The following is a 21,166-nucleotide window of genomic DNA, read 5'->3' on the forward strand; positions in this document are numbered from 1 at the left end:
CAAAATGATTTTTGGTCATGACACCGAATCGTCGCTGCAGGCCGTCGTGGCGCTGATCAACAGCGCGGAGGGGCCGGACACCCTCACCACGGTGCGGGACGTGGACGCGTGGTACGCCGAACATCGCTACACCGGACGCCGGGACGGCGACGCCGCCGAACTCGCGAGCCTGCGTGCGCTGCGCCCGGTGCTGCGCGATCTGCTGACCGCGGACCGCGACCGCGCCGCGGGCCTGGCGAACACGATGCTCGCCGACGCCGGCGCGCTTCCGCAGCTCGTGCGGCACGACGACCAGGACTGGCACCTGCACGCGGTGTCCGGCGACGCGCCCCTGGCGAGTCGGGTGGTCGTGGAGACCGCGATGGCGATGATCGACGTGGTCCGCATGGACGAGACGTCCCGGCTGTTCCTGTGCGCGGACGAGGGGTGTGGCGGCATCGTCCTGGACCTCACCCGCAACCGCTCGCGCCGCTATTGCAGCACCGCGTGCGGCAACCGCAACGCCGTGGCCGCCTACCGCGCCCGCCGGGGCGCGCGAGAGGCGTGATTGTCGACCGGCGTGCCGGATCGGCCGGAGCGCCGCGGCCACATCACGCGCGGAACGCGTGCGGGCGACCGGCGGTCCGTGCCGATCGAGACGACGCCCTCCGGCCGGGAGGGGTGACGGCCACCCGCACCGAAGCCGCCTGCGGAAAGTACCTATGCGTGACCGATTCCCCGCCGTCGGCGGCTGCCTAGATTGGTGTTCGCCAGGGAAACGCAACGACCGAGGAGCGTACGAACATGACCGCCTACGTCATCGCCAAGCTGCGGGACGCCGCCCCGCACCCCGAGATCGCCGAGTACATCGAGCGCCTTCCCGGCACCTTCGCGCCGTACGGCGGCCGCTTCCTCGTGCACGTCACGCCGCACGAGGTGAAGGAGGGCAACTGGCCCGGGGGTGTGGTGATGATCGGCTTCCCCGGCATCGCCGAGGCCCGGACCTGGTGGGACTCGCCCGCGTACCAGGAGATCGCCCCCCTGCGCTCACGGCACATCGAGGGCGACATCATCCTGGTCGAGGGCGTTCCCGAGAACTACGACCCGGCCGTCACCGTCGCGAGGATGCGCGCGGCGATGACCGCGGGCGAGTAGCCACACGAGCAGCGTCCGGTGAACCGCGACAGGCCGGCCGTTCGTGGTCTCGGCGGGGTCAGGGGAGCAGGGTGAAGGGGGCGGTGGCTTGGGGTTTGCCGTTGACGACGATGTGCAGGGTGCGGGGGCCCGGGGGTTCGGCGCGGGTGGTCACCGGGCGGAACGAGTGGGATCTGGCGAGGGTGAAGGTGTCGCCGGCGGCGTTCGCCACTCGCTCGGCCAGGTGGAAGACGCGGTGGGAACCGTCGCGGGCCACCGCGTACTTGAGGACGAGTGGCCCGGGGGCGTCGGCGCGGACCGTGAGGGTGAACGGGAGGCGGTCGCCGGTCGTGACGGTGTCCGCGACGACGAGCGATTCCACCGTGCCGCTGCCGTGTGCCGCGCCGATCAGGGCGAGCGCCTCGGGATGGCCGGCCCGCAGCAGGCCCCGGGCGGCGTGCCGGACGACGCGGTCGGTGTGTTCGCCGCCCTCGGCGTGCCAGCGGCCGAGGATGGCCAGCGCCGTGTCGGGGTGGTCCTTGGCGATGTCGTTGACGTGGTTGGCGACCGAGCGCCGGACGTACTCGCTCGGGTCGTCGCGCAGCCGCTCCAGGATGGGCAGCGTCGGACCGGGGGACATCAGCCAGTGCACCCGTGTGCCCCAGGGCAGTCGTGGCCGGGTGCCCTCGGACGCGAGCCGGCGCAGGTGCTCGTCGGCCGACTCGGCCCAGCCCCGGACGATCCTCAGCGCGGTGTCCTCGTGGCGGTCGAGGTAGGGCCGCACCGCGAACTCGGCCGTGGCGAAGGGGGTGATCACGGCGAGCGTGGCCATGGCCTCGTCGAGGTGGTCGACGCCGTGCACCGCGACGTAGTCGGTGGCGGGCCAGCCGCTCCACATGTCCAGGACGGTGTGCCCGGTCGCCGCGCACAGGACCTCGGCGGCCGCCGGGAAGGGCAGGTCGAGGGTCGTGTGCAGGGCCCGGGCGACGTGGCCGACGCGGGCCTTGAGCTCCAGGTCGTCCAGTCCGGTCAGCGCGGCGGTCACGAAGCGGTCGCGCGGGAAGCCGTCGCGGGCGGTCGCGACGGCGTCGGCCAGGGTGGCGACGGAGGTCGCGTTGATCATGTCCTTGAGCGGTTGGGCCATGCGCGCCAGGCTCCCAGAGAGGTCCGACATCGGGGGTCGTGCGCGCCCCGCGGCCACGCGCGCCGGGCTCAGCGCGCCGGCAGTGCCTCGACCAGACGTTCGAGGGCCGCCGTGTCGCCCGTGACGGTCAGACCGGCGTCGGCGAGGGCGGATGCCAGGGGGACCTTTCCGGTCAGGACCGACTGCAGGGTCGCGGTCTCGGCGACGACGTGCACGTCCGGCGCGGGCGCGGTCGGGTCCTCGCCGCGGGCGACCGTGACGAGTTCGCCGTCGACGACCACGACGCGGTAGGTCTCGCGGCCCAGGTCGATCCGGTACGCCGCCGTCCACGGGGCCCGCGGTCGGGCCACGAAATACGCGCGCAGGCCGAGCAGCACCGTGTCGCTGCCGACGTCCCCCCGGAGCGGCACCACCGGCGAGCGCATGCCCCACACCCGCAGCGCCGCGAAGACCGGCTCCAACTCGGCGCCCCACTCGGTCAGTTCGTACACCTTGGCGGAAGCCGGCGGCGGCAGGACGCGCCGCCGCAGCACGCCCACGGCCTCCAGATCGCGCAGCCGCTGGGCCAGCACGCTCGGGCCCAGGCCCGGCAGGGCCGCCTGGATGTCGGCGTATCGCCGCGGCCCGAGCCGCAGTTCGCGCACCACGAGCAGGGCCCAGCGCTCGCCGATCAGGTCGAGCGCGTGCGCGATCGGGCACGCCTGGCCGTAGGTGCGTCGACCGTCGTGCGCGCCGATGGGAGCTGCTGCCGGCATCCCCGCCTCCTTCGAGAGTGTCACCACGAGAGCATCTCGCTACGAATATCGTAGCGCAAGCTTCGAAAGTCGTAGTACGGTTCTCGCATCGCCCCACCCACTCCACCGGAGGCATCCATGTGCGCCGCCCACCCCGCCTCGTCCGAGCGCCTCGTCCACGCCGACGGCGCCGACCTCGCCGCGCAGGCCTTCGGCGACCCCGCGGCGCCCGCGATCCTGCTCATCGGCGGCGCGGAGGCGTCCCGGGACTGGTGGGACGACGACTTCGTCGCCCGGCTCGCCGAATCCGGCCGATACGTCATCCGCTACGACACCCGCGACACGGGGCAGTCGACCACCTTCCCGCTCGGCGCGCCGACGTACACGCAGGAAGACCTGTCGACCGACGCCCTGGCCGTACTGGACGCGTACCACCTGTCCGCCGCGCACATCGTCGGCATCTCCATGGGCGGCGGACTCGCCCAGCGCCTGGTCCTCCGGGCCCCCGAACGGGTCCTGACGCTCACCCTGCTCTCCACCAGCCCGGGCGGCCCCGGCGACTCCGAGGGCCCGGAACTGCCGCCGATGAGCGAGTCCCTGCGCAAGGTGTTCGCCGAGCCCGCGCCCGCCCCCGACTGGGCGGACCGCGACGCCGTCATCGCGTACTTCCTGGCCGCCGAACACGCCTTCGCCGGGACCATCCCCGTCGACGAGGAACGCGTGCGGCTGACCGCCGGCCGCGCGTTCGACCGCAGCCCGGTCCCCGCCGCCGCGGCCAACCACTGGACGATCGACGGCGGCGAGCCGATCCGCGCCCGCCTCGGCGAGATCACCGCGCCCACCCTCGTCCTGCACGGCACCGCCGATCCGCTCTTCCCGTACGGCCACGCCGAGGCCCTCGCCCGCGAGATCCCCGGCACCACGCTGATCCCGGTACCGGGCATGGGCCACCAAATGCCGCCCGAGGCGACGTGGGACATCATCGTCGCGGCGATCGTTGGACAGACCGCGACCTCCTGATCGGCGGTGGACGGCGGGCCCGTGCCGCGGTGCCCGCCGCGAACGGCGGAACCCCACGCGCGTGCGCTTCACGTCGGAGACGACCTCGGCCGGCGTCTCGGAACGGGCCTTCGTCCTCGGCGACGTGCCGGGTGTGTCGTGGACGCCCGCCGAGGCCGCCGACGCCCCCGGGCACGGCGGGCGGTCCAGGACGCGTCGGGACGAGGAGTTCGCGGCCGGTGTGCGCGAGCGGATCGCGGCCGGACGCCCGCGGGGTTCCGAACCGAATATGGCGTCGAGTCGGCCGCCCGAGCGGTACCCGAGTGGCGCGCCGTCCTGGACGCCCTCCGGGACTCGGAGCACGTCGGCGCGGCCGGCCCGGTCGGATACCGGGGCCTGTCCATGGGCAGCGCGATCGGCGTCCCGCTCGTCGCCGCCGAACCACGGATCGGTGCGGCGGTGTTCGGCCTCGCCGGGCACGGGAGCCTGATGCAGGCGGCGACGCGGATCACCGTCCCGATCGAATTCCTCGTCCGGTGGGACGACGAGTCGATCCCGCGCGACCGGGCGTCGGCCCTCCTCGACGCGTTCGGCACGAAGGACAAGACCCCGCCCGCCGACACCGGCGGCCACGCGGACGTGCCCGCCTTCGAGTCGGAACGCTCCGGACGCTTCCTCGCCCGCCACCTCGGCGGTGCCTCGGCCGACCCCGACCCCGCTTCCCCTCCGCGTCGGCGCCCCGGCGCCCGACCACCACCGAGGCGCCGCTCGTCCGCGGCTACGCGGTCAACTGCACCGGGAGTTGGCCGGCTCCGTCGAAGGTGGGGAAGACGGAGACGTGTCCGTGATGCACGTCCGGGGTGCCGAGGCTGGTCAACTCCCAGGGCGCGTCGACGACGCCCGGGCCGCACGGCAGGAAACCGGCGCCGGAGGGCATCGCGGTCGGCATGATCTGGAGCGAGGAGAACCCGACCTGTACCGTGCCGCCGACGGTACAGGTGTAGGTGCCGCCGATGGTCAGCGTGCCGTTGTTCGGCGGGAACGAACTCGGCCGGGCCTCGGCCCAGAGCACCACGAGCGACTTGGTGTTCGCCACGGCGGCGGCGTTCGGCGCGGCGGCGGCCGTGGGCGCGGCCAGGCCCACGACCGCGACGGCACACGCGGCGGCGGCGAAGAGCCGACGGTCGAGCCGTGCGTCCCGAGGCTTCGACGTGCGAGGCCCCGATAACGAGGATGCGGACACTGCGGACTCCTTCACAGGTGCCGGACGTTCGTTCCGACACCGGATGGTCGGGACGACGATCGGGGCAACCGGTGCCCCGCGCCCAGGAGACCACGCCCCCGGGCACCGGAGCCAGACCGCCCCGAAGGTCGTTCAGGCCGTGCCGGCGGCGGAGTCGGGGGTGACGAGGGGCACGATCATCTCGATCAGTGCGGTGACGTCGGCCTCGACCATCGGTTCGCCGGTCATGCCCATGCGGTGGAGCAGGGTCCCGACGACGACGTCGATGAAGAACAGGACCCGGTTCTCCGGTTCGCCGAGCGCGTTCTGAAAGGCGATGCGGTACGGGTCCTGGAACCGCGCGGACAGGATCTCGCGCAGGGCGGGGTCGCTGACCGCGTCGCTGAACACGCCGGCGAACGCGTCGCCCACCCCCGGCTCGCCGATCTTCGCCGCGATCCAGCGGATGGCCGAGGTCATCGCCTCGGCGCGATCGGCGCCCTCCAGCGGCGCCGGACCGAACGCGTCCAGCAGGCAGTCCACGATCAGCGCGCCCTTCGACGGCCAGCGTCGATAGACGGTCGACTTCGCGACACCCGCCGCGACGGCGATGCGCTCGACGGTGGCGCGCGCGTAACCGAGCTCTCGGACGGTGCTCAGCGTGGCGGCGAAGACCACGTCGTTGACGCCCGCGCGCGGACGACCGGGCGGCCTGGCGGCGGCAGTCGATGTCATGGCCACAGGATAGCCCTTTGCGCTACCGTGGGTATCGATACCTCAGGTAGCGATACCTCGGGTATCGAAACCTGGGCAGGTCGAGCACACCCCGTGGCGCGAGGAGAGACAATGAGCGAGATCACCGCCGTCGAGCGACCGGCGGAGCCGAACTGGTCGGCGTTGACGGCCGAGGAACTGGTCGCCTATCGCGAGGCGGAGAACCGCTTCCGGGCGTCCGACGCCGCGCGGGCGATCACCGGAGAGCCGGAGGCCGGCGTCACGATCGAGTGGCGGACCCTGGCGCTGCCCGGCCGCGATCTGCCGGTGCGGGTATACCGGCCGGCGCCGCCCGAGCACGACGGGCGGCGCGGGCAGGACGCCGGGAGCGGGCTGCCGCTCGTGCTCCACGTGCACGGCGGCGGCTTCGTCGGCACGGCGGTACAGAGCGACTGGGTCAACAGCGGGCTCGCCGGCCGGCTGCCCGCGGTCGTCGTCTCGGTCGAGCACCGCCTCGTGGACGCGGCGAATCCGTTGGCCGCGGCCGTCGACGACGGCTGGGACGTGTACCGCCACATCGTGCGGCACGCCGCGCGGTGGGGCGTGGACCCGGCCCGGACCGCGGTGCTGGGCGAGAGCTGCGGCGGGTTGATCTGCGCGCTGGTCGCCATCCGCGCCGCCGAGGCCGGGCCGCCGCTGCGGGCGCAGGTGCTGGTCAACCCCGCCGTCGACGTCACGGACACGATGTTCGACCACGACTCGATACGGGAGTACGCGCAGACCCCGACCCTCGCCCTGCCGGTGCTGCGCCTGTTCCGGCGGCTCGGGGTGCCGGCGGGCACGGACCCGCGCCCGCTCTCGCCGCTGCACGCCGACACCCCGGGCGGCCTGGCCCCGGCGCTCGTGGTGGTGCCGACCCGGGACCCGCTGGCCGATCACGGCCGTCGCTACGCCGAACGACTGCACACGACCGGGACGCCCACCCGGCTGACCGAATACCCGGAAGCGGGGCACGCGTTCCTCAGCCTGCCGGGCCTGGTGCCGCAGGCCGAGTCCGCGCGGGCGGAGATCCTCGGCTTCCTCGGCGCCTCGCTCAGCGCGTGACGTCGCCCGCCGGGCCGTCGCCGTCGCCGTCGAACGCGGCGGCCACGGCCAGGCTGTCCTCGTACACGTGATGACGGGTGACCAGGCCGTCCTCGACGGTCAGGTGCAGGGCGAAGCGGGCCGTGTAGGCCCGCCCGGTGCCGCGCGCCGTCTGCCGGATCTCGCCGAGCACGACGGCGTGCGCGCCGTCGACCAGGATCCGCTCGACCGTGGTGTCCACCGCTTCCGGCACGTGGTGCTCGGCGATCAGCCGGTAGTGTTCGGCGGCCTCGGCACCCGTCGTGCGCCGCCGGATCCACGGCGTTGCCGCCCTCCCGTGCTCGGCGAGCGGCCAGTCCAGCTTCCAGTCGACGGATTCGGCGTACAGGTCGGCGATCGCCGCGACGTCGCCGGCCCCGATCCGGCGCAGGAGTTCGCCCACCACGTCGCGGGTGGGGTCAGAGGTCGTGTCCGCGTTCATCCGAATCGCCCTTCCGTTCGCGTGCGACCGGGCGCCCCGGTCGTCCCCGCTCGACGAACGTACGCACGGCCCGGGCGGGGCGAATCCGTCACGCATAGGTAACCGCCGCCGGGCGCCCTACGGGAGCGACGCGGCGAGCGCCCCGTGCAGGCGCTCGTAGGTCGGCGCCAGTCGGCGGAACCCGGCCGCCAGGGTCCGGTCGTCGCCGATCACCAGGGGGTATTGCAGGCCGCCGAGGATCCGGGCCTGGTCGGTCACGACCGAGGCGGCCTCGGTCCGGCCGATCCCGGCCAGGCAGGTCGCGGCGTCGACGAGCCGGCGTACGCCGACGCGGATCGCGAACACCTCGAGGAGGGCCCGGACCTCGGCCGCGAGTCCGCCGTCCACCTGGGCGGCGAGGCGTTCCAGCGCGGCGCCGCCGGCGAGGGATCCCGCCGGCATCGGCAGGTCCGCGCGCCCGCCCGACCAGCCGACGGCCGCGGCCAGCGAGCGGCGCAACGCCTCTGCGGGGGCGACCTGTTCGCGCCGCACGAAGTCGGTCCGCATGACGAACGGTTCGTCGGTGTAGGCGACCCTCTCCGCTGCCCACGAGGCCGCGAACCGGTCGGTCGGGAGGGTGGCGTACGGATGTCCGTGCGGGTCGTGCAACAGCACGGTGTCGTCGGTGACTTCGAGCACCACCACGTAGTGGTCGGCGACGTCGGGATGACCGCCGACGTCGTCCCCGATGCCCGGGGAGGCGACCCCCGGGCCCTGGACCGGGGTCCCCCGGGTCTCGGGTTGGTAGTGCAGCAGACCCATGTCCACCGGGCCGACCAGGACGGGTTCGCGGGCGCAGGCGGTCCGTAGCCGGGCGACGGCCTCCGCCGGCGTACCGCCCGCGGTGCGGGTGTGGGACCAGCCGAGAAGCGTGATCGCGTCGTCGAGGCCCCGGTCGGGATCCCACGCGTACGGATCGAACAACGGCACGACGCCGCCGATCAGTTGGCAGCCGAAGGGCGAGCCGGTCAGGGTCTCGACGACGGCGAGCGACGGGGCCTCGGCGCCGAGCACCATCGCGAGCGAGGACGAGTAGCAGTAGGGGCCGGAGCCCACGTAGGCGAACATGCGGACAGTCGACCGCCTGACACGGTGAGAGGGTCAACCCGGTGTGAGACGCACCGTCCGGGTGACCCGCGCGGCGCCGCCCAGGTGGACCGACGCGCCCGAGGTGCCGGCGCTGATCGTGGCGGGGCTGCCCAGCGAGTCGCCCATCTCCACGGCGATGTCGGTGAATCCCCGATCGGCCAGGTGCGCGGCGAGGCACGCGGTGCTGTTGGCGTTCGCGATGTCCTCCGGCACGCCGATCGACGGGGCGAACACGCGGGCCGCCATCCGGCCGGTGGGCGTCGGTACGGAGTAGACGCAGCAGCCCAGGAAGCCGAGCCGATCACACGCGGTACGGAGTCGTTCCGGATCCGGATCGAGGGCGGCGAGGGCGGACCGGGTGGCGACGGGGACCAGCAACCGCGACCGCCCCGGCGAGCCGACCCGGATGTCGGCGGCGGTCGCGTCGGGGGCGATGCCGAGCGCGGGCAGGACGAGGTCGCACTCGCCCGCCGTGGCCGCGCGCAGCCCGACGCGGCCGGCGTCGAACGTGGCGTCGACGTGCGTCGCCCGCCGCGTGGCCCGACCCGTGAAGACGCGTCCCGCCGTATGGAGCGTGGCCCGATACCCGTCGCCCTCGGCCCGCTCGGCGAGGAAGGCCAGCGCGGCGACCGTGCCGTGGCCGCACGCGGGCAGTTCCCCCTCGGTGGTGAAGAAGCGCAGGGAGACCGCCGGCTCGTCGCCTCGGCCCCCACACACCGAGACGAACACGGCGTGCGACGTGCCCGACAGGGTCGGTATCCGCCGCCGCTCGGCGTCGCTCAGCGGCGCGTCGTCGAGCACGGCGGTGGGACTGCCGCCGTGGCCTCGACCGCCCGCGCCTCCGCCGCGCAGACACGCGTGCACGATCGCGACGGGCAACCCACGCCCACTCCCGCGCATCAGCCGCGGGCGAGTCGGTCGACGACGGTCACGCGAAGCACCGTACCCACCTCCCGGGCCCGGCCGACTCGCGCCCCCCGCCCCGCGATCGCGCGTCCCCGCCCACCGCTCGTCACCGCCCCTGGGATCAGGCCGAACGGGTCGTGGCGGGCGGTCGTACGGGGTGTTTGCTCAACACGGACACCCGGTTGAACGCGTTCATCGTGATCGCCACCCAGATCACCGCCGAGATCTCGGCATCGGACAACACCGCCCGAGCCGCCTCGTACGCCGTGTGCTGCGCACCCGCGTCGGCGGGATGCGTGGTGGCCTCGGCCAGCGCCAGTGCCGCCCGCTCCCGGGCGTCGAACAGGACGGTGTCGCGCCAGGCGGGCAGTACGGCGATCCGCTGCGGCGTCTCGCCCGCGCGCAGCGCGGTCCGGGTGTGCAGGTCGAGGCAGAACGCGCAGGTATTGAGCTGGGACACCCGGATGTTCAGCAATTCGACGAGCGGTCGTTCCAGACCGGCCTCGGCGGCGACGTCGTGCACGGCCTCGGCGGTCGCGAGCAACGCCTTGTACGCGGCGGGGCTCTGCTTGTCGATGTAGACACGTCGGTCCTGGGCCGGCACTACCGCTTCGGTCATCTGCACTCCTCGATCGCGCGATCCCTCGTCGCACGTCCTATCATCAACATCGTGATTGTTGAAAGTGGAACTTTCGCAATCCGGCTCAACCAGCCCCCCACGAAGGATTCGCGATGTCGGAGCAGGCCGTTGTACCCACCGTCCACAACGTTGCCGACCGGCACCGCTACGAGATTCGCGTCGACGACGCGTTCGCCGGTCTCACCGCGTATCACGATCGCGGTGAGCAGCGCGTGTTCTACCACACCAGGATCGACGACGCGTTCGCCGGCCGGGGCCTGGCCTCGGTGCTGGTACGGGAGGCGCTGAACGACGTGCGGGCCGCGGGTATGCGGGTGGTCCCGGGCTGCCCCTACGTCAAGCAGTTCCTGGGCAAGCACGAGGAGTTCGCCGACCTCGTCGACCCGGTGACCCCCGAGATCCTGGAGTGGCTGCGGGAGGCCCGGGGCTGACCCGACCGATCCCCTGGTCGGCCGGCCGCCGACCCGCTCCGGGCCGTTCGCGACCGACCGCCCGGGCGGGATCGTGCGCGGCGAATCGTCCGGTGTGAACCGCTTCGCTCACCCGTGCCATCGGCAATCGCACATCCGGGGCCGGACTGCGGGTATCGTCGCCGCCGTGACCGAGGCCGACGCGGGACAACACCGCCTCGCCGTGCTCGACGCCGCCACGCTGCGGGTCGGCACCACCCTGGACATGGACACCACCTGCGCCGAACTGGCCGAGTTCGTCGTGCCGGCGATGGCGGACCTGGCGATCGTCGACGTGGTCCCACCCGACGCGCCGGAACACGCCGTGCCGCCCGGCCGGGCCCGGCTGCGTCGGGCGGCACTGGTGCACACCGCCGAACTCCGTTCGCGACTCGCCCCGCTCGTCCCGCCCGGCGCGTTCGTGCTGCACCGGACGGGGAACGTGGTCGAACGCCACCCGAGTCCGCACCCGCCGCCGGGCACGCCGCCCACCGACCCCACCGACCCCACCGACCCCACCGACCCCACCGACCCCACCGACACCCTGACCGTCCTGCACGCCGCCGGCATCCACACCACCCTCGTCGTCCCGCTGGTGGTGCACGGCCGCCGGGTCGGTGTGCTCGTCCTCGCCCGCGCCCCGGGTTCGGCGCACGACTTCACCGACGAGGCGGCCCTGCTCGTCGAGGACCTGGCCGCCCGCGCCGCGGTCGCCATCGACAAGGCGCGCCGCTACACACACGCCCAGGGCATCGCCGTCGACCTCCAGCGGGCCCTGCTCACCGAACCCGGCACCCCCCACCCCAACCTCGAACTGGCCTTCCGCTACCTGCCGTCCGGGACCACCTCGGTGGTCGGCGGGGACTGGTACGAGGTGGTGCGGTTGTCGTTCGGGCGCACCCTCCTGGTGATGGGCGACGTGATGGGACACGGCATCGAGGCCGCCGTCGACATGAGCCACTACCGCGCGACGCTGCGCCAGGTCGCCACGATGGACCTGCCCCCGCACCGCATCCTGCGCCGCCTCGACGCGCTGATAGACGCGCGGGAGTCGGCCCGGCCGGCGACCTGCCTGCTCGCCCTCGCCGACCCGGGACGGGACCGCTGGACCTTCGCCAGCGCCGGCCACCTGCCGCCGGCCCTGATGGCCGCCGGCCGTCCCGTCGAACTCCTGGAAATCCCCACCGGACCACCGCTGGGCACCGGTGTCGGCGGCTACGAACCGCTCACCCGCCGGCTCCTGCCCGACGAGACGCTGCTGCTGTACACCGACGGCCTGGTCGAGCGCCGGGGCCAGGACATCGACGATTCGCTGGCCCGGCTCGCGGCCCTTCGCCCGCCCGCCGGGGGCGCGCTCGACGACCTGCTCGACGGGGTGCTCCTCGGTCTCGCCCCGCAGACGGGAGAGGACGACATCGCGCTGCTCGCGGCGCGCGTGCGTCCCCGGTGAGCGGCCCGGTCAGGCCCGTTCGTCCCGGTCCGGCGCGGGCTCGTCCGGTGGGGTGAAGCCGGACGCGGCCTTGATGATGCGTCGGGTCATCGGGTCGGACCAGGCCTTGGGGGAGAGCACTTCGATCCAGATCGCCCGGGCGGTCTTTCGGCCCACGTTCTCCCAGGAGATCAGGGTGCGGGACGGGAAGGCGACCGAGTCGCCCTCGGCGACGTCTATCGGTTCGGCGACCCGCGCGTGGTCGCCGAGTCCGCCGCCGACCCGGACGCGGAGCGATCCGGACATCAGGAACGCGAAGGACTCGCCCGGCCGGGAGTAGGGTCCGCCGCTGGATCCGCGCGGCGGAATGGTCAGCAGCGCCGGTTCCAGGTCGTGGCCGGGCAGGAGCAGTTCCTCCCACTGCACGCCACCCTCCAGGACGACGCTCGCCCGCTGGTCGGCGCGGACCACGCTGGCGTTGGTCCGGGTGAAGGACGCGAGGCTGCTCATCGGGACGCCGAGCGCGTCGGTGATCCGGGCGATCAGCTGGGTCGAGGCGCGTTCCACGCTGCGCTCGATCGAGGACAGGTGGGACACGGACGTGCCGGTCAGCGCGGCGAGTTCCTTCAGGGACAGGCCGCTCGCCAGCCGGGCGCGGCGCAGCCGACCGCCGTCGGCCGGTGCGTCGGCGGCCGGTTGGTCGGCGGCCGGGGGAGCGGCGTCGGCGGGGTCCGGTTCGCCGAGTGAGGTGCGGATCGCGGCGGGATTCCAGCCGTGTCTGCGGCGCAGGTCGGCGATCTGGCGGGCCCGGCCGACGTGCTCGGGACCGTAGCGGCGTTGCCCGCCCGGCGTCCGGTCCGGTACGAGCAGGTCCTGCTTCTCCCACGCGCGCAGGGTCTGGGGACTGACCCCGACCTCGGCCGCGACATCGCCGATCGTTCGCCAACTCATGACCCGGAGTCTAGGGCGGTTCGCGATCTCCGCTCTCGACAAACTTACATCGTTACTGTAACTATGGCGCCCCAAGCGGAGAAGGGAGCCTCGATGTCGTCCCTGGAACGAATCGTCTTCGGCACGACGGCGGACACGAACGCGGATGCGGACGCGACCACGCACTCGACGTCCGCCCTGCTCAGGCAGGGTGGCCGGCCCGGTTCCCCCACGGTGCTCCTCGTCCACCCGGCCAACCTCCGGGCGCGGTGCTGGCGCACCGTGCTCGCGGCGCTGCCGGCCGACTGGCGGTGCGTGGCCGTCGACCTGTCCGGGCACGGCGCGTCGCCCCGTCGCGCCGGCTACGGCCCGGCCCGGTGGGTGTCGGAGTGCGTGGCCCTCCTGGACGCGCTGGACGTGGCGCGGGTGCACGTGGTCGGCGCGTCCGTCGGCGCCGCCGTGGCGGTCGAACTCGCGGCGGCGCACCCGGACCGGGTCGCGAGCGTGACCACGGTCGGCGGAGCCTTCCGCGCCGCCGAACCGGCGGATACGCGGGAGTTCCTGGCGGCCATCGCCGAGGTCGGGGTACGGCAGGCCGTGTTGGACGTGCTCGCCGACGAACCGGGCCTGGACGAAGCCCTGTTCGCCGCCGTCGCGGCCGACATCAGCGTCAACCCCGACGACACGGCGGCGGCGATCTGGACGGCCGCCGCGGCGGCGGCCGGGCTGGACGCGGCGCCCCGCGTGCGCTGCCCGACCCTCGCCATCGTCGGGGACGGCGACCGGGGTTGCCCCGTCGCGGACTCCCGCGCCTTCGCGGACCTGACCGGCGGCCGGCTCGCCGTCCTGGTCGGACACGGACACCTGCCCATGTACACCGCACCCGCCCGGGTCGCGGCGTACATCGCCTCCCTCGTCGACGGCACCCGGCCGCACCAACCCCGCCGCGACCCGGAGCGCGCCGTCAACCCCTAGATCCGATCACCCGAAAGGAAAGCCGAGCATGACCGACACCCCGTACACGGAACGCACCGCGCCCGAGGCGGACATCGCCGAGATCCTGCGCCTGCACCGGCAGTGGTGGGAGTCCAACATCGGCTGGGACATCGACCGCATGGTCGAGGTGTTCCCGTCGCCCGGCGACGAGTATCTGATGTTCAACTTCAACGGGCACCCGTACTTCGACATGACCGAGAAGGTCGCGTTGTGGAAGTGGTACCGCGAACTCATCGCGCAGACCGGCGGTTTGCAGACCCGGATCATGCGCCTGGAGGTCCGCGGCGACACCGCCTGGCTGGCCTGCGAGTTCACCATCGACGCGGAGATGCTGGACGGCGGCGAGTGGACGGTCGACTCGGTCGACGCGACGCTCGGCCGGGCCACCGAGATCTACCACCGCGACAGTGGCACCGGCGCACCCGAATGGCGCATGTGGCACACCCACATCACCGCACTGCCCGACCCGGACGAGAAGCGGCCCGGGTTCGACGACTCCACCAACAGCCGCGGCCTGGGGTGGACACCCTGGAACCCGCTCCCGAAGGGCGTCTGAGCAGATGACCACCACCGGACGCGCCCCACGAATCGCCCTCGTGCTGGGCAGTTCGCAACGACCGGCCGAGATCGTCGCTGCGGCCGGCGCCGCCGAGCGCGGCGGCTTCGACGAACTGTGGGTCGGCGAGGACTACTTCTACACCGGCGCGATCGCCGCCGCCGGTGCCGTGCTGGCCGCGACCGAACTCCCGGTCGGCATCGGCATCGTGCCCACCACCTCGCGCCATCCCGCGTTGCTGGCCATGGAGTTGGCCACGCTCGCCGGTCTGTACCCGGGCCGGCTCAGTGCCGGGGTCGGCGCCGGGGTCCCGGACTGGCTGGACCAGATGGCGATCCGGACCAGGACGCCGCTGGCCTCGGTCCGCGATGTCATCGCCGGGCTGCGCACCCTCCTCGCCGGGGAGACGCTGACCGTCGAGGCGTCGTCGTATCAGGCCCGCGAGGTGCGACTGGCGCATCCGCCGGCGGTGGTGCCGTCCATCCTGGCCGGTGTCGGCGGCCCCAAGGCGCTGGCCATGTCGGGCGGTTCGGCCGACGGGACCGTGCTCTCGGTGCTGGCCGGCACGCGCTACGTGCGCTGGGCGGCCGAGCGGGTGGCCGCCGGCGGCGCCGGGACCGGGCACGACCTGGTCGCGTACGCGCTGTGCTCGGTCGACCCGGACGCCGCCGTCGCCCGCGAGCGACTGCGCGAGCTGTTCGGGCTGTACCTCCTCGCCGGACCGCGCAACCCGATGACCGAGGCGCACGGGATCGCCGACGAGGCCGAGGCACTGGCCGCGCTGGACTTCGAGGACGCGGTACGGGCCATCCCGGACTCCTGGATCGAGGAACTGGCGGTGGTCGGCACCCCCGCCGACTGCGCCAAGCGGATCACGCTCCTCGCCGAGGCCGGGGCGGACTGCGTCGCGCTCTGCCTCGACCCCGACCGGGACGTCGAGGCACAGGTCGACCAACTCGCGCGCGAACTGCTTCCGCTGCTTCCGGGACGCGCCGGCGGCTGAGACGTCGGGCGGCCGGGCCCGGCGCTCCGGGCCGGCCGCCCCACAACGGCACACGACACGGCACACGACAGCGATCGGAGATTCCGATGACCTATTCGATGGTGAGCTTCAATCCCGACGACGGCTCCCTGGGGTTCGCCTCGCAGTCGCACTTCTTCGCCGTGGGCTCCGTCGTGGGCGACGCCGAGGCCGGCGTCGGCGTGGTGGTCAGCCAGGCGTTCGCCAACACCGACTGGCCGCACCAGGGCCTGGCGCTGCTGCGGGCGGGCGCGACGCCCGACGACGTACTCGACACGCTCACGTCGGCGGACCCGCAGGCCGAGTATCGCCAGGCGATCGTGATGGACGCCACCGGCCACCACGCCTGCTTCGGCGGCACCGGCTGCGCGCCGCACACCGGCGTCGCGCGCGGCGACGGCATGGCCGCGATGGGCAACATGCTCGCCTCGGACACCGTGTGCGCGGCCATGCTCGCCACCCACCGCGCCTCCACCTCGACGCACGCCGACCGGCTCGTCGCGGCGCTGCTCGCGGGCGAACGGGCCGGGGGAGACGCGCGGGGATCGCAGTCGGCGGTGCTCAAGGTGGTCGGCCCGGTCCGGGACGAGCGGCCCTGGCGGCACGTGCTCGCGGACATCCGGGTCGACGACCACGCCGACCCGGTGGCGGAGTTGCGCCGGCTGCTGCCCATCCACGAGGGCTTCCGGGCGATCGGGGCGGCCCTGTTCGCCCCGCCCCTGGTCATCGGCGACGCCTCGGGGATCGTCGCGGACCGGGCCCGGGAGACCGTCGCCTCGCTCGCGTCCGCCGCGATCGGCCTCGGCGCCAACCGTGAGGCGGACCTGTGGCGGGCGGTGGTGCTGCTGCGCAGCGGCCGGGTCGACGCGGGGCGTGCGCTGATCGACGAACTGAGCGCCGGACGGCCGCAGTTGGCCGAGTTCGCGCGTGGCCTGGCGCAGGTCGGGATCCTGCCGCGGAGCGAGGTGGCGCGCTGATGACCACTGCCTCGCCGCACACACCCGAGTCCGCCGTCGACGCCTTCGTCCGGGTGGATCGGGTCGCCCGCACCGCGGCCGACCTGGTACGCGTCGACACCCGCAACCCGCCCGGCCGGGAGTCCGCGGCCGTACCCGTGCTGCTCGACCTGCTGGGCGCGATCGGCTGCGACACCGAGGTGTTCACGTCCGGCGGCGGCCGGCCGTCGGTGCTCGCCCGGTACGGCACCGGCGCGCCCGGGCGGCCGACCCTGCTGATCAACGGCCACGTGGACGTGGTGCCCGTGGTCGAGGCGGACTGGACCACGCCGCCGTTCGACGCGGTCGTCCGCGGCGGGCGGCTGATCGGACGCGGCGCGGCGGACATGAAGGGCGGGATCGCCGCCGCCGTCGAGGGGCTGCGCGCCTGCCTCGACGCCGGCCTCGCACCGGACGCCGACATCGTCTTCCACCTCGTCGCCGACGAGGAGACCGGCGGCGCTCACGGTACGGCGGCACTCGTCGACGCCGGCCTGGTCCGGGCCGACGCGTGCATCGTCCCCGAGCCGACCGGGCTGCGGGTCGCGGTGGCCGAACGCGGCTCCTGGCAGGCCCGGATCGAGGTCTTCGGCACGGCGGGACACGGCGGCGAACCGGCGCTCGGCCGCTCCGCGGTTGCCGACGCGGCGCGGATCACCACCGCCCTGCACCTGGCCCGCTTCCACGACCGGCCGCACCCGCTGCTCGGCAGCCCGACGTGCAACGTGGCGATGGTGCGCGGCGGCGTCGCGGCCAACGTGATCGCCCCCGCCTGCGAGCTGACCATCGACCGGCGCACGCTGCCCGGGGAGAGCGCCGACGACGTGTACGCCTCGATCGTGCGCGTCATCGAAGCGAGCTGCCCCGACGTCGACCATCGTGTACTGCCGACGTTCTTCTGCGAGGCGTCCGAGCTGCCCCTGCCGCACCCCTTCGCGGACTTCGTCGACACGTGCCGACCCCGCCCGAGCACCCGAACCCGCTCGCGCGTCGCGCCGGACGAGGGCTTCATCGGCCTCTCGCTCGGCTCCGACGCCCGCTTCCTGCGCAATCGCCTCGGCATCCCCACCGTCGTCTACGGCCCCGGCTCGATCGAGCAGGCCCACGGCGCCGACGAGTGGGTCGGGATCGGCGACCTCACCCTCGCCGCGCGCACCTTCGCCCGCGCCATCGCGGGATTCGCCGACTTCGTGGCACAGGCCGACAACGGCCGCGTCTCCCCGAGCAGACAAACCGGCAGACAACTGTAGATTCTGCCCCACGTGAAGGAGGGCACATGGCTGACCACACAGGCGCGACGAGGAGCCCGCAGCCGGCACCCGGCGAGAACTCGCGCAGCGGCCCGGTCCTGGAAACACGTTCGATCGACTACATCCCGCAGTCCGAGCGACACGGCCGCGCCTGGCACCAGGCACCGTTCTGGTTCACCGGACAGTTCGTGCCGACCACCATGGTCGTCGGGTTCGCCGGACCGGTCATGGGACTGTCCGTCGGCTGGTCGATCACGGCCACCGTCCTGGGCATCCTGTTCGGCACCTGCTTCATGGCGTTCCACGCCAACCAGGGGCCCACCATGGGCCTGCCCCAGATGATCCAGTCGCGCGCCCAGTTCGGCACCCGCGGCGCGCTCGTGCCGATGCTCGCCGTCATCTGCGTCTACATCGGCTTCAGCGCGTTCGGCGTACTGCTGGCCTCCCAGGTGCTCGAAACGGTGCTGCCCGGCTCGGCCACGCTGTGGGCGGTGGTGATCGTGCTGCTCGCGGCCGTGCTCGCGATCGTCGGCTACGACCTGCTGCACACCGTGCTGCGCCTGCTGCCGTACCTGGTCGTGCCCGTCTTCGGGATCCTCACCGTCCTCGCCCTGACGCACCTGAGCCCGCATCACGACCCGCACACCGCCTCCTTCACCTGGGCCGCCGCGCTCGCCCAGTTCGTCGCCGCCGCCGGCTACCAACTCGGCTACGCCGTCTACGTCTCCGACTACTCCAGATACCTGCCCGCGGACACCTCCGCGCGCGGGGTGATCGGCTGGACCTACGCCGGGGCCGCCCTGTCGGCGATCTGGCTGATGGTGCTCGGAAACTTCATCGCCGGTTCCGTTCCGGTCCCCGACGCGCTGGTCAATCTCCAGGACATCGGCGACACGCTCTTCTCCGGATTCGGCAAGACCGCCGTGGTCGCGGTCCTGGTCCCCAGCGCGATCGCCATCATGGGCGTCAACCTCTACGGCGCGATGCTCTCGGGCCTGAGCATCGTGCACGCCTTCCGGCCGATCGCGCTGACCGCCCGCACCCGTATCGTCGGCGTCGCCGTCGGCGCCGCGGTCGTCTTCGCCGTGGCCGAGGGCCTGCCGGGGAAGTACCTGGACAGCTTCAACGACTTCATCACCCTCATCCTCTACGTCCTGGCCCCCTGGACCGCGGTCAACCTCATCGACTACTACTTCGTACGCCGGGGCCACTACGCCATCACCGAGATCTTCAGCCCCGACAGCATCTACGGCCGCTGGGGCCGCGCGGGCCTGCTCTCCTACGCGCTCGGCGTGGCCGCGCTGATCCCGTTCATGACCACCGGTTTCTACACCGGGCCCATGGTCGACGCGCTCGACGGCGCCGACATCGCGTTCGTCGTCGGCCTGGTGGTCTCCGGCACCGCCTACTTCCTGGCCACCCGGGGCTTCGATCCGGCGCGGGAGCAGGAGGCGATCCGGGACAGCCGGAACCGGCTCGACGGTCCGAGCGCCGTCGTGCGCTCGGCGCCACGCGCCACGGGACGGCCGCGCTCCGCCGGGTGATCCGGGCGTCGGCGACCGCGCGGCGCGGATCGGCGTCAGCGGCCGGTGCGCAGCCAGGTGGAGAGGGCGGACAAGGCGGCCTCCGCGTGGTCGCGGCCGACGCCGACGCGAAAACGGTCGGTGGGGGTCGGGGTGAGGTCGGAGCGGTAGATGCTCGCGGGGAGCAGGAGCACGCCCGCCTCCTCCACCAGGCGGGTACAGAACGCCTCGACCCCCTCGGCGCCGAGGTAGCGGGGGTAGGCGACGCATCCCCCGTCGGGGGCCCGCCACTCGAAGTCGTCGGGGTACTCGGCGAAGAACGCGTCGAACACCGTCAGGTTGGCGGTGATCAGGGCGCGGTTGCGGGCCAGGATCGTCTCGCGGGCCTTCAGGGCGATCCTGGCCAACACCTCGCTCGGCGCGGAGTTGCAGATCGTGGTGTAGTGCTTGGCCCGCTCCAGGCGCGAGCGCAGGGCCCGGTCGCGGCAGGCGATCCAGCCGATGCGCAGGCCGGGCAGGCCGAGGGACTTCGAGGTCACGTTCAGCGACAGGGCGTGCGGCGACAGGTCGGCGGCCTGGGGCAGGGTGCGGGCCGGGTCGCGTTCGAGGCCGCGATACACCTCGTCGCTGAACAGATGGATCCCACGCTCGTCGCACAGCCGGACCAGGGCGGCGAATTCGGCGCGGTCGACGACCTTGCCCGTGGGGTTGTGCGGGAAGTTCACCGAGACGACCCGGGTGTTCGGGCGGATCGCGGCGAGCACCGCGTCGAGGTCCAGGGCCCAGTCCCGCGCCGGGTCGAGCGCCACGCCGGTGACCTCGCACAGGGCCAGCGGAACGGTCTCGGCGGACTGATAGTTCGGGGTCGTCACGACCGCGTGGTCGCCGGCGTCGAGAAGCACGTTCATCGCCACGTACAGGGCCTCCTCGGCGCCCGCGAAGCAGATGACGTCGTCCGGCTCGATGTGCTCGTAGGTGTCGGCGATCGCCGCGCGCAGGCCCGGGTCGCCGAAGGTCTCGGTGTAGCCCAGGGACAGGTGTTCGAAGGCGTCCCGGTCGGTGTCGTCCGCCAGTTCGAGCAGCGCGCCCAGCGTCATGGTCCGCGCGTCGGACGCGGTCAGGTGGTGGCGGGCGGTGAACTCCCAGCGGGAGAAGTACGTTTCCAGGCGGAAATCGGGCAGCCGGGTCATGGTCGTCAGCTTCTCTCACTCGTCGCTCGTACATCGGCCAGCAGGTCGTACACGGTGGACCTGGATACCCGCAGGGCCTCGGCGACGACCGGGACGACGCGACGCACCGCGAACACGCCGGCCTCGTCCAGGCGGGCCACGACGGTCAGCCGGTCCGGGCGGGTCATGCGCTCGGCGGGGCGCCCGGTGGCGCGCACGTGGCCGCCGACCACCTCGGCGACGCGCGCCGACAGGTCCTGTTCGAACAGCGGCTCGGGGCGCCGCACGGTCGGCGCGCCGAAGGCGGACAGGACGGCGGCGGCCCGCTCCAGCGGCGTGCGGTCGAGATTGACGCACAACACCGCGGCCGGCTCCCCGTGGGCGTCGCGCAGCACCGCGCTGACCGACGACAACCGGCGGCCGTCCGCGAGCACCTTCTCGTACGGCCCGTACACGTCGCGCGCCGCCGGATCCAGCGCGGCCAACTCGCCCAGGGCCGAGGGGTCGCCCGGACCGCGCGAGGTGAACGGGTTCCACACCGCCAACACCCGGTCGGTCCCGGGATCGTGCAGCACGACCTCGGCGTACGGCCCGAGCAGCAGCGCGACGGCCCGCCCCACCGGCTCCCACATCCGCACCCGGGGATCCGCGCCCTCTTCCTTCGCCGGTACACCCATGACCGGA

At 73.4% G+C, this 21,166-nt stretch carries 23 protein-coding genes; 12 read left to right on the plus strand and 11 right to left on the minus strand.

Features of this window, described 5'->3' with window-relative positions; translation table 11 throughout:
• Positions 1-4 precede the first annotated feature (4 nt).
• Together EMA17_RS16050 and EMA17_RS16060 are read left to right on the plus strand one after the other, a co-directional pair.
• Positions 5-547 carry a CGNR zinc finger domain-containing protein gene (locus EMA17_RS16050; protein WP_126637698.1) on the plus strand — a complete coding sequence of 181 codons (543 nt, stop codon included), beginning with the start codon at positions 5-7 and terminating at the stop codon, positions 545-547.
• Positions 548-783: 236 nt separating this feature from the next.
• Positions 784-1,134: a DUF1330 domain-containing protein gene (locus tag EMA17_RS16060; protein WP_126637699.1), complete on the plus strand. Its 351-nt coding sequence runs from the start codon at positions 784-786 to the stop codon at positions 1,132-1,134.
• A gap of 58 nt (positions 1,135-1,192) precedes the next feature.
• On the opposite strand, the gene EMA17_RS16065 is transcribed toward EMA17_RS16060, so the two are convergent.
• A complete protein-coding gene (locus EMA17_RS16065; protein WP_126637700.1) occupies positions 1,193-2,257 on the minus strand; it encodes a DNA alkylation repair protein in 1,065 nt (354 codons plus the stop codon).
• Positions 2,258-2,325: 68 nt separating this feature from the next.
• Positions 2,326-3,012, minus strand: a complete 687-nt coding sequence (locus EMA17_RS16070) for a winged helix-turn-helix transcriptional regulator (RefSeq protein WP_126637701.1) — start codon at positions 3,010-3,012, stop codon at positions 2,326-2,328.
• Between the two features lie 117 nt (positions 3,013-3,129).
• Here EMA17_RS16070 and EMA17_RS16075 point away from each other — a divergent pair, with 117 nt between their 5' ends.
• Positions 3,130-4,011 carry an alpha/beta fold hydrolase gene (locus EMA17_RS16075; protein ID WP_126637702.1) on the plus strand — a complete coding sequence of 294 codons (882 nt, stop codon included), beginning with the start codon at positions 3,130-3,132 and terminating at the stop codon, positions 4,009-4,011.
• Between the two features lie 757 nt (positions 4,012-4,768).
• Here EMA17_RS16075 and EMA17_RS16085 read toward each other — a convergent pair.
• Both EMA17_RS16085 and EMA17_RS16090 read right to left on the minus strand, forming a co-directional pair.
• Positions 4,769-5,233 (minus strand): hypothetical protein, encoded by a 465-nt coding sequence (locus EMA17_RS16085; protein ID WP_170222179.1) that lies wholly within the window; start codon positions 5,231-5,233, stop codon positions 4,769-4,771.
• A gap of 132 nt (positions 5,234-5,365) precedes the next feature.
• Complete coding sequence (locus tag EMA17_RS16090) at positions 5,366-5,947, minus strand: TetR/AcrR family transcriptional regulator (RefSeq protein WP_126637703.1); 582 nt, start codon at positions 5,945-5,947, stop codon at positions 5,366-5,368.
• Positions 5,948-6,058: 111 nt separating this feature from the next.
• Here EMA17_RS16090 and EMA17_RS16095 point away from each other — a divergent pair, with 111 nt between their 5' ends.
• Positions 6,059-7,030 carry an alpha/beta hydrolase gene (locus EMA17_RS16095; RefSeq protein ID WP_126637704.1) on the plus strand — a complete coding sequence of 324 codons (972 nt, stop codon included), beginning with the start codon at positions 6,059-6,061 and terminating at the stop codon, positions 7,028-7,030.
• On the opposite strand, the gene EMA17_RS16100 is transcribed toward EMA17_RS16095, so the two are convergent.
• From EMA17_RS16100 to EMA17_RS16115, 4 genes are all read right to left on the minus strand, one after another.
• Positions 7,020-7,490, minus strand: coding sequence for a nuclear transport factor 2 family protein (locus tag EMA17_RS16100; RefSeq protein ID WP_126637705.1), 471 nt, complete (start codon positions 7,488-7,490; stop codon positions 7,020-7,022). The genes EMA17_RS16095 and EMA17_RS16100 overlap by 11 nt on opposite strands.
• 117 nt (positions 7,491-7,607) lie before the next feature.
• Positions 7,608-8,597, minus strand: a complete 990-nt coding sequence (locus EMA17_RS16105) for a YobF C-terminal domain-containing protein (protein WP_126637706.1) — start codon at positions 8,595-8,597, stop codon at positions 7,608-7,610.
• Between the two features lie 33 nt (positions 8,598-8,630).
• A complete protein-coding gene (locus EMA17_RS16110; RefSeq protein WP_246126702.1) occupies positions 8,631-9,497 on the minus strand; it encodes a PhzF family phenazine biosynthesis protein in 867 nt (288 codons plus the stop codon).
• A gap of 148 nt (positions 9,498-9,645) precedes the next feature.
• Positions 9,646-10,143 (minus strand): carboxymuconolactone decarboxylase family protein, encoded by a 498-nt coding sequence (locus EMA17_RS16115; RefSeq protein WP_126637708.1) that lies wholly within the window; start codon positions 10,141-10,143, stop codon positions 9,646-9,648.
• Between the two features lie 113 nt (positions 10,144-10,256).
• Between EMA17_RS16115 and EMA17_RS16120 the strand changes: the two genes are divergently transcribed.
• Positions 10,257-10,595 (plus strand): GNAT family N-acetyltransferase, encoded by a 339-nt coding sequence (locus tag EMA17_RS16120; protein WP_126637709.1) that lies wholly within the window; start codon positions 10,257-10,259, stop codon positions 10,593-10,595.
• Positions 10,596-10,761: 166 nt separating this feature from the next.
• The gene (locus EMA17_RS16125) at positions 10,762-12,063 is read left to right on the plus strand and encodes a PP2C family protein-serine/threonine phosphatase (protein ID WP_126637710.1); all 1,302 of its coding nucleotides are present in this window, start codon (positions 10,762-10,764) and stop codon (positions 12,061-12,063) included.
• A gap of 9 nt (positions 12,064-12,072) precedes the next feature.
• On the opposite strand, the gene EMA17_RS16130 is transcribed toward EMA17_RS16125, so the two are convergent.
• The gene (locus EMA17_RS16130; protein WP_126637711.1) at positions 12,073-12,993 is read right to left on the minus strand and encodes a MerR family transcriptional regulator; all 921 of its coding nucleotides are present in this window, start codon (positions 12,991-12,993) and stop codon (positions 12,073-12,075) included.
• A gap of 93 nt (positions 12,994-13,086) precedes the next feature.
• Here EMA17_RS16130 and EMA17_RS16135 point away from each other — a divergent pair, with 93 nt between their 5' ends.
• The 6 genes from EMA17_RS16135 to EMA17_RS16160 all read left to right on the plus strand — a co-directional run bounded on the left by EMA17_RS16135 (position 13,087) and on the right by EMA17_RS16160 (position 19,334).
• Positions 13,087-13,947, plus strand: a complete 861-nt coding sequence (locus tag EMA17_RS16135; protein ID WP_160161426.1) for an alpha/beta fold hydrolase — start codon at positions 13,087-13,089, stop codon at positions 13,945-13,947.
• A 28-nt stretch (positions 13,948-13,975) separates the two neighbouring features.
• On the plus strand, positions 13,976-14,524 hold the full coding sequence (locus EMA17_RS16140; RefSeq protein ID WP_126637713.1) for a YybH family protein: 549 nt from the start codon (positions 13,976-13,978) through the stop codon (positions 14,522-14,524).
• A gap of 4 nt (positions 14,525-14,528) precedes the next feature.
• Positions 14,529-15,527, plus strand: coding sequence for an LLM class flavin-dependent oxidoreductase (locus EMA17_RS16145; protein ID WP_126637714.1), 999 nt, complete (start codon positions 14,529-14,531; stop codon positions 15,525-15,527).
• Positions 15,528-15,613: 86 nt separating this feature from the next.
• Positions 15,614-16,522, plus strand: a complete 909-nt coding sequence (locus EMA17_RS16150; protein WP_126637715.1) for a DUF1028 domain-containing protein — start codon at positions 15,614-15,616, stop codon at positions 16,520-16,522.
• The gene (locus tag EMA17_RS16155) at positions 16,522-17,790 is read left to right on the plus strand and encodes a M20 family metallopeptidase (protein WP_126637716.1); all 1,269 of its coding nucleotides are present in this window, start codon (positions 16,522-16,524) and stop codon (positions 17,788-17,790) included. Before EMA17_RS16150 ends, EMA17_RS16155 begins: the two co-directional genes overlap by 1 nt.
• 26 nt (positions 17,791-17,816) lie before the next feature.
• The gene (locus EMA17_RS16160) at positions 17,817-19,334 is read left to right on the plus strand and encodes a purine-cytosine permease family protein (RefSeq protein ID WP_126637717.1); all 1,518 of its coding nucleotides are present in this window, start codon (positions 17,817-17,819) and stop codon (positions 19,332-19,334) included.
• A 35-nt stretch (positions 19,335-19,369) separates the two neighbouring features.
• Here the strand turns inward: EMA17_RS16160 and EMA17_RS16165 are convergent, their stop codons facing one another.
• Complete coding sequence (locus EMA17_RS16165; RefSeq protein ID WP_126637718.1) at positions 19,370-20,503, minus strand: pyridoxal phosphate-dependent aminotransferase; 1,134 nt, start codon at positions 20,501-20,503, stop codon at positions 19,370-19,372.
• A gap of 5 nt (positions 20,504-20,508) precedes the next feature.
• On the minus strand, positions 20,509-21,159 hold the full coding sequence (locus EMA17_RS16170; protein ID WP_126637719.1) for a helix-turn-helix transcriptional regulator: 651 nt from the start codon (positions 21,157-21,159) through the stop codon (positions 20,509-20,511).
• Positions 21,160-21,166: the final 7 nt, after the last annotated feature.

Source organism: Embleya hyalina (assembly GCF_003967355.1).
In the GTDB taxonomy this organism is placed as follows: Bacteria; Actinomycetota; Actinomycetes; order Streptomycetales; family Streptomycetaceae; genus Embleya; species Embleya hyalina.

Coding starts and splice junctions, on each gene's coding strand:
- EMA17_RS16050 (WP_126637698.1), top strand. CDS start 5: ATGATTTTTGGTCATGACACCGAATCGTCGCTGCAGGCCGTCGTGGCG.
- EMA17_RS16060 (WP_126637699.1), top strand. CDS start 784: ATGACCGCCTACGTCATCGCCAAGCTGCGGGACGCCGCCCCGCACCCC.
- EMA17_RS16065 (WP_126637700.1), bottom strand. CDS start 2,257: ATGGCCCAACCGCTCAAGGACATGATCAACGCGACCTCCGTCGCCACC.
- EMA17_RS16070 (WP_126637701.1), bottom strand. CDS start 3,012: ATGCCGGCAGCAGCTCCCATCGGCGCGCACGACGGTCGACGCACCTAC.
- EMA17_RS16075 (WP_126637702.1), top strand. CDS start 3,130: ATGTGCGCCGCCCACCCCGCCTCGTCCGAGCGCCTCGTCCACGCCGAC.
- EMA17_RS16090 (WP_126637703.1), bottom strand. CDS start 5,947: ATGACATCGACTGCCGCCGCCAGGCCGCCCGGTCGTCCGCGCGCGGGC.
- EMA17_RS16095 (WP_126637704.1), top strand. CDS start 6,059: ATGAGCGAGATCACCGCCGTCGAGCGACCGGCGGAGCCGAACTGGTCG.
- EMA17_RS16100 (WP_126637705.1), bottom strand. CDS start 7,490: ATGAACGCGGACACGACCTCTGACCCCACCCGCGACGTGGTGGGCGAA.
- EMA17_RS16105 (WP_126637706.1), bottom strand. CDS start 8,597: ATGTTCGCCTACGTGGGCTCCGGCCCCTACTGCTACTCGTCCTCGCTC.
- EMA17_RS16115 (WP_126637708.1), bottom strand. CDS start 10,143: ATGACCGAAGCGGTAGTGCCGGCCCAGGACCGACGTGTCTACATCGAC.
- EMA17_RS16120 (WP_126637709.1), top strand. CDS start 10,257: ATGTCGGAGCAGGCCGTTGTACCCACCGTCCACAACGTTGCCGACCGG.
- EMA17_RS16130 (WP_126637711.1), bottom strand. CDS start 12,993: ATGAGTTGGCGAACGATCGGCGATGTCGCGGCCGAGGTCGGGGTCAGT.
- EMA17_RS16135 (WP_160161426.1), top strand. CDS start 13,087: ATGTCGTCCCTGGAACGAATCGTCTTCGGCACGACGGCGGACACGAAC.
- EMA17_RS16140 (WP_126637713.1), top strand. CDS start 13,976: ATGACCGACACCCCGTACACGGAACGCACCGCGCCCGAGGCGGACATC.
- EMA17_RS16145 (WP_126637714.1), top strand. CDS start 14,529: ATGACCACCACCGGACGCGCCCCACGAATCGCCCTCGTGCTGGGCAGT.
- EMA17_RS16150 (WP_126637715.1), top strand. CDS start 15,614: ATGACCTATTCGATGGTGAGCTTCAATCCCGACGACGGCTCCCTGGGG.
- EMA17_RS16155 (WP_126637716.1), top strand. CDS start 16,522: ATGACCACTGCCTCGCCGCACACACCCGAGTCCGCCGTCGACGCCTTC.
- EMA17_RS16160 (WP_126637717.1), top strand. CDS start 17,817: ATGGCTGACCACACAGGCGCGACGAGGAGCCCGCAGCCGGCACCCGGC.
- EMA17_RS16165 (WP_126637718.1), bottom strand. CDS start 20,503: ATGACCCGGCTGCCCGATTTCCGCCTGGAAACGTACTTCTCCCGCTGG.
- EMA17_RS16170 (WP_126637719.1), bottom strand. CDS start 21,159: ATGGGTGTACCGGCGAAGGAAGAGGGCGCGGATCCCCGGGTGCGGATG.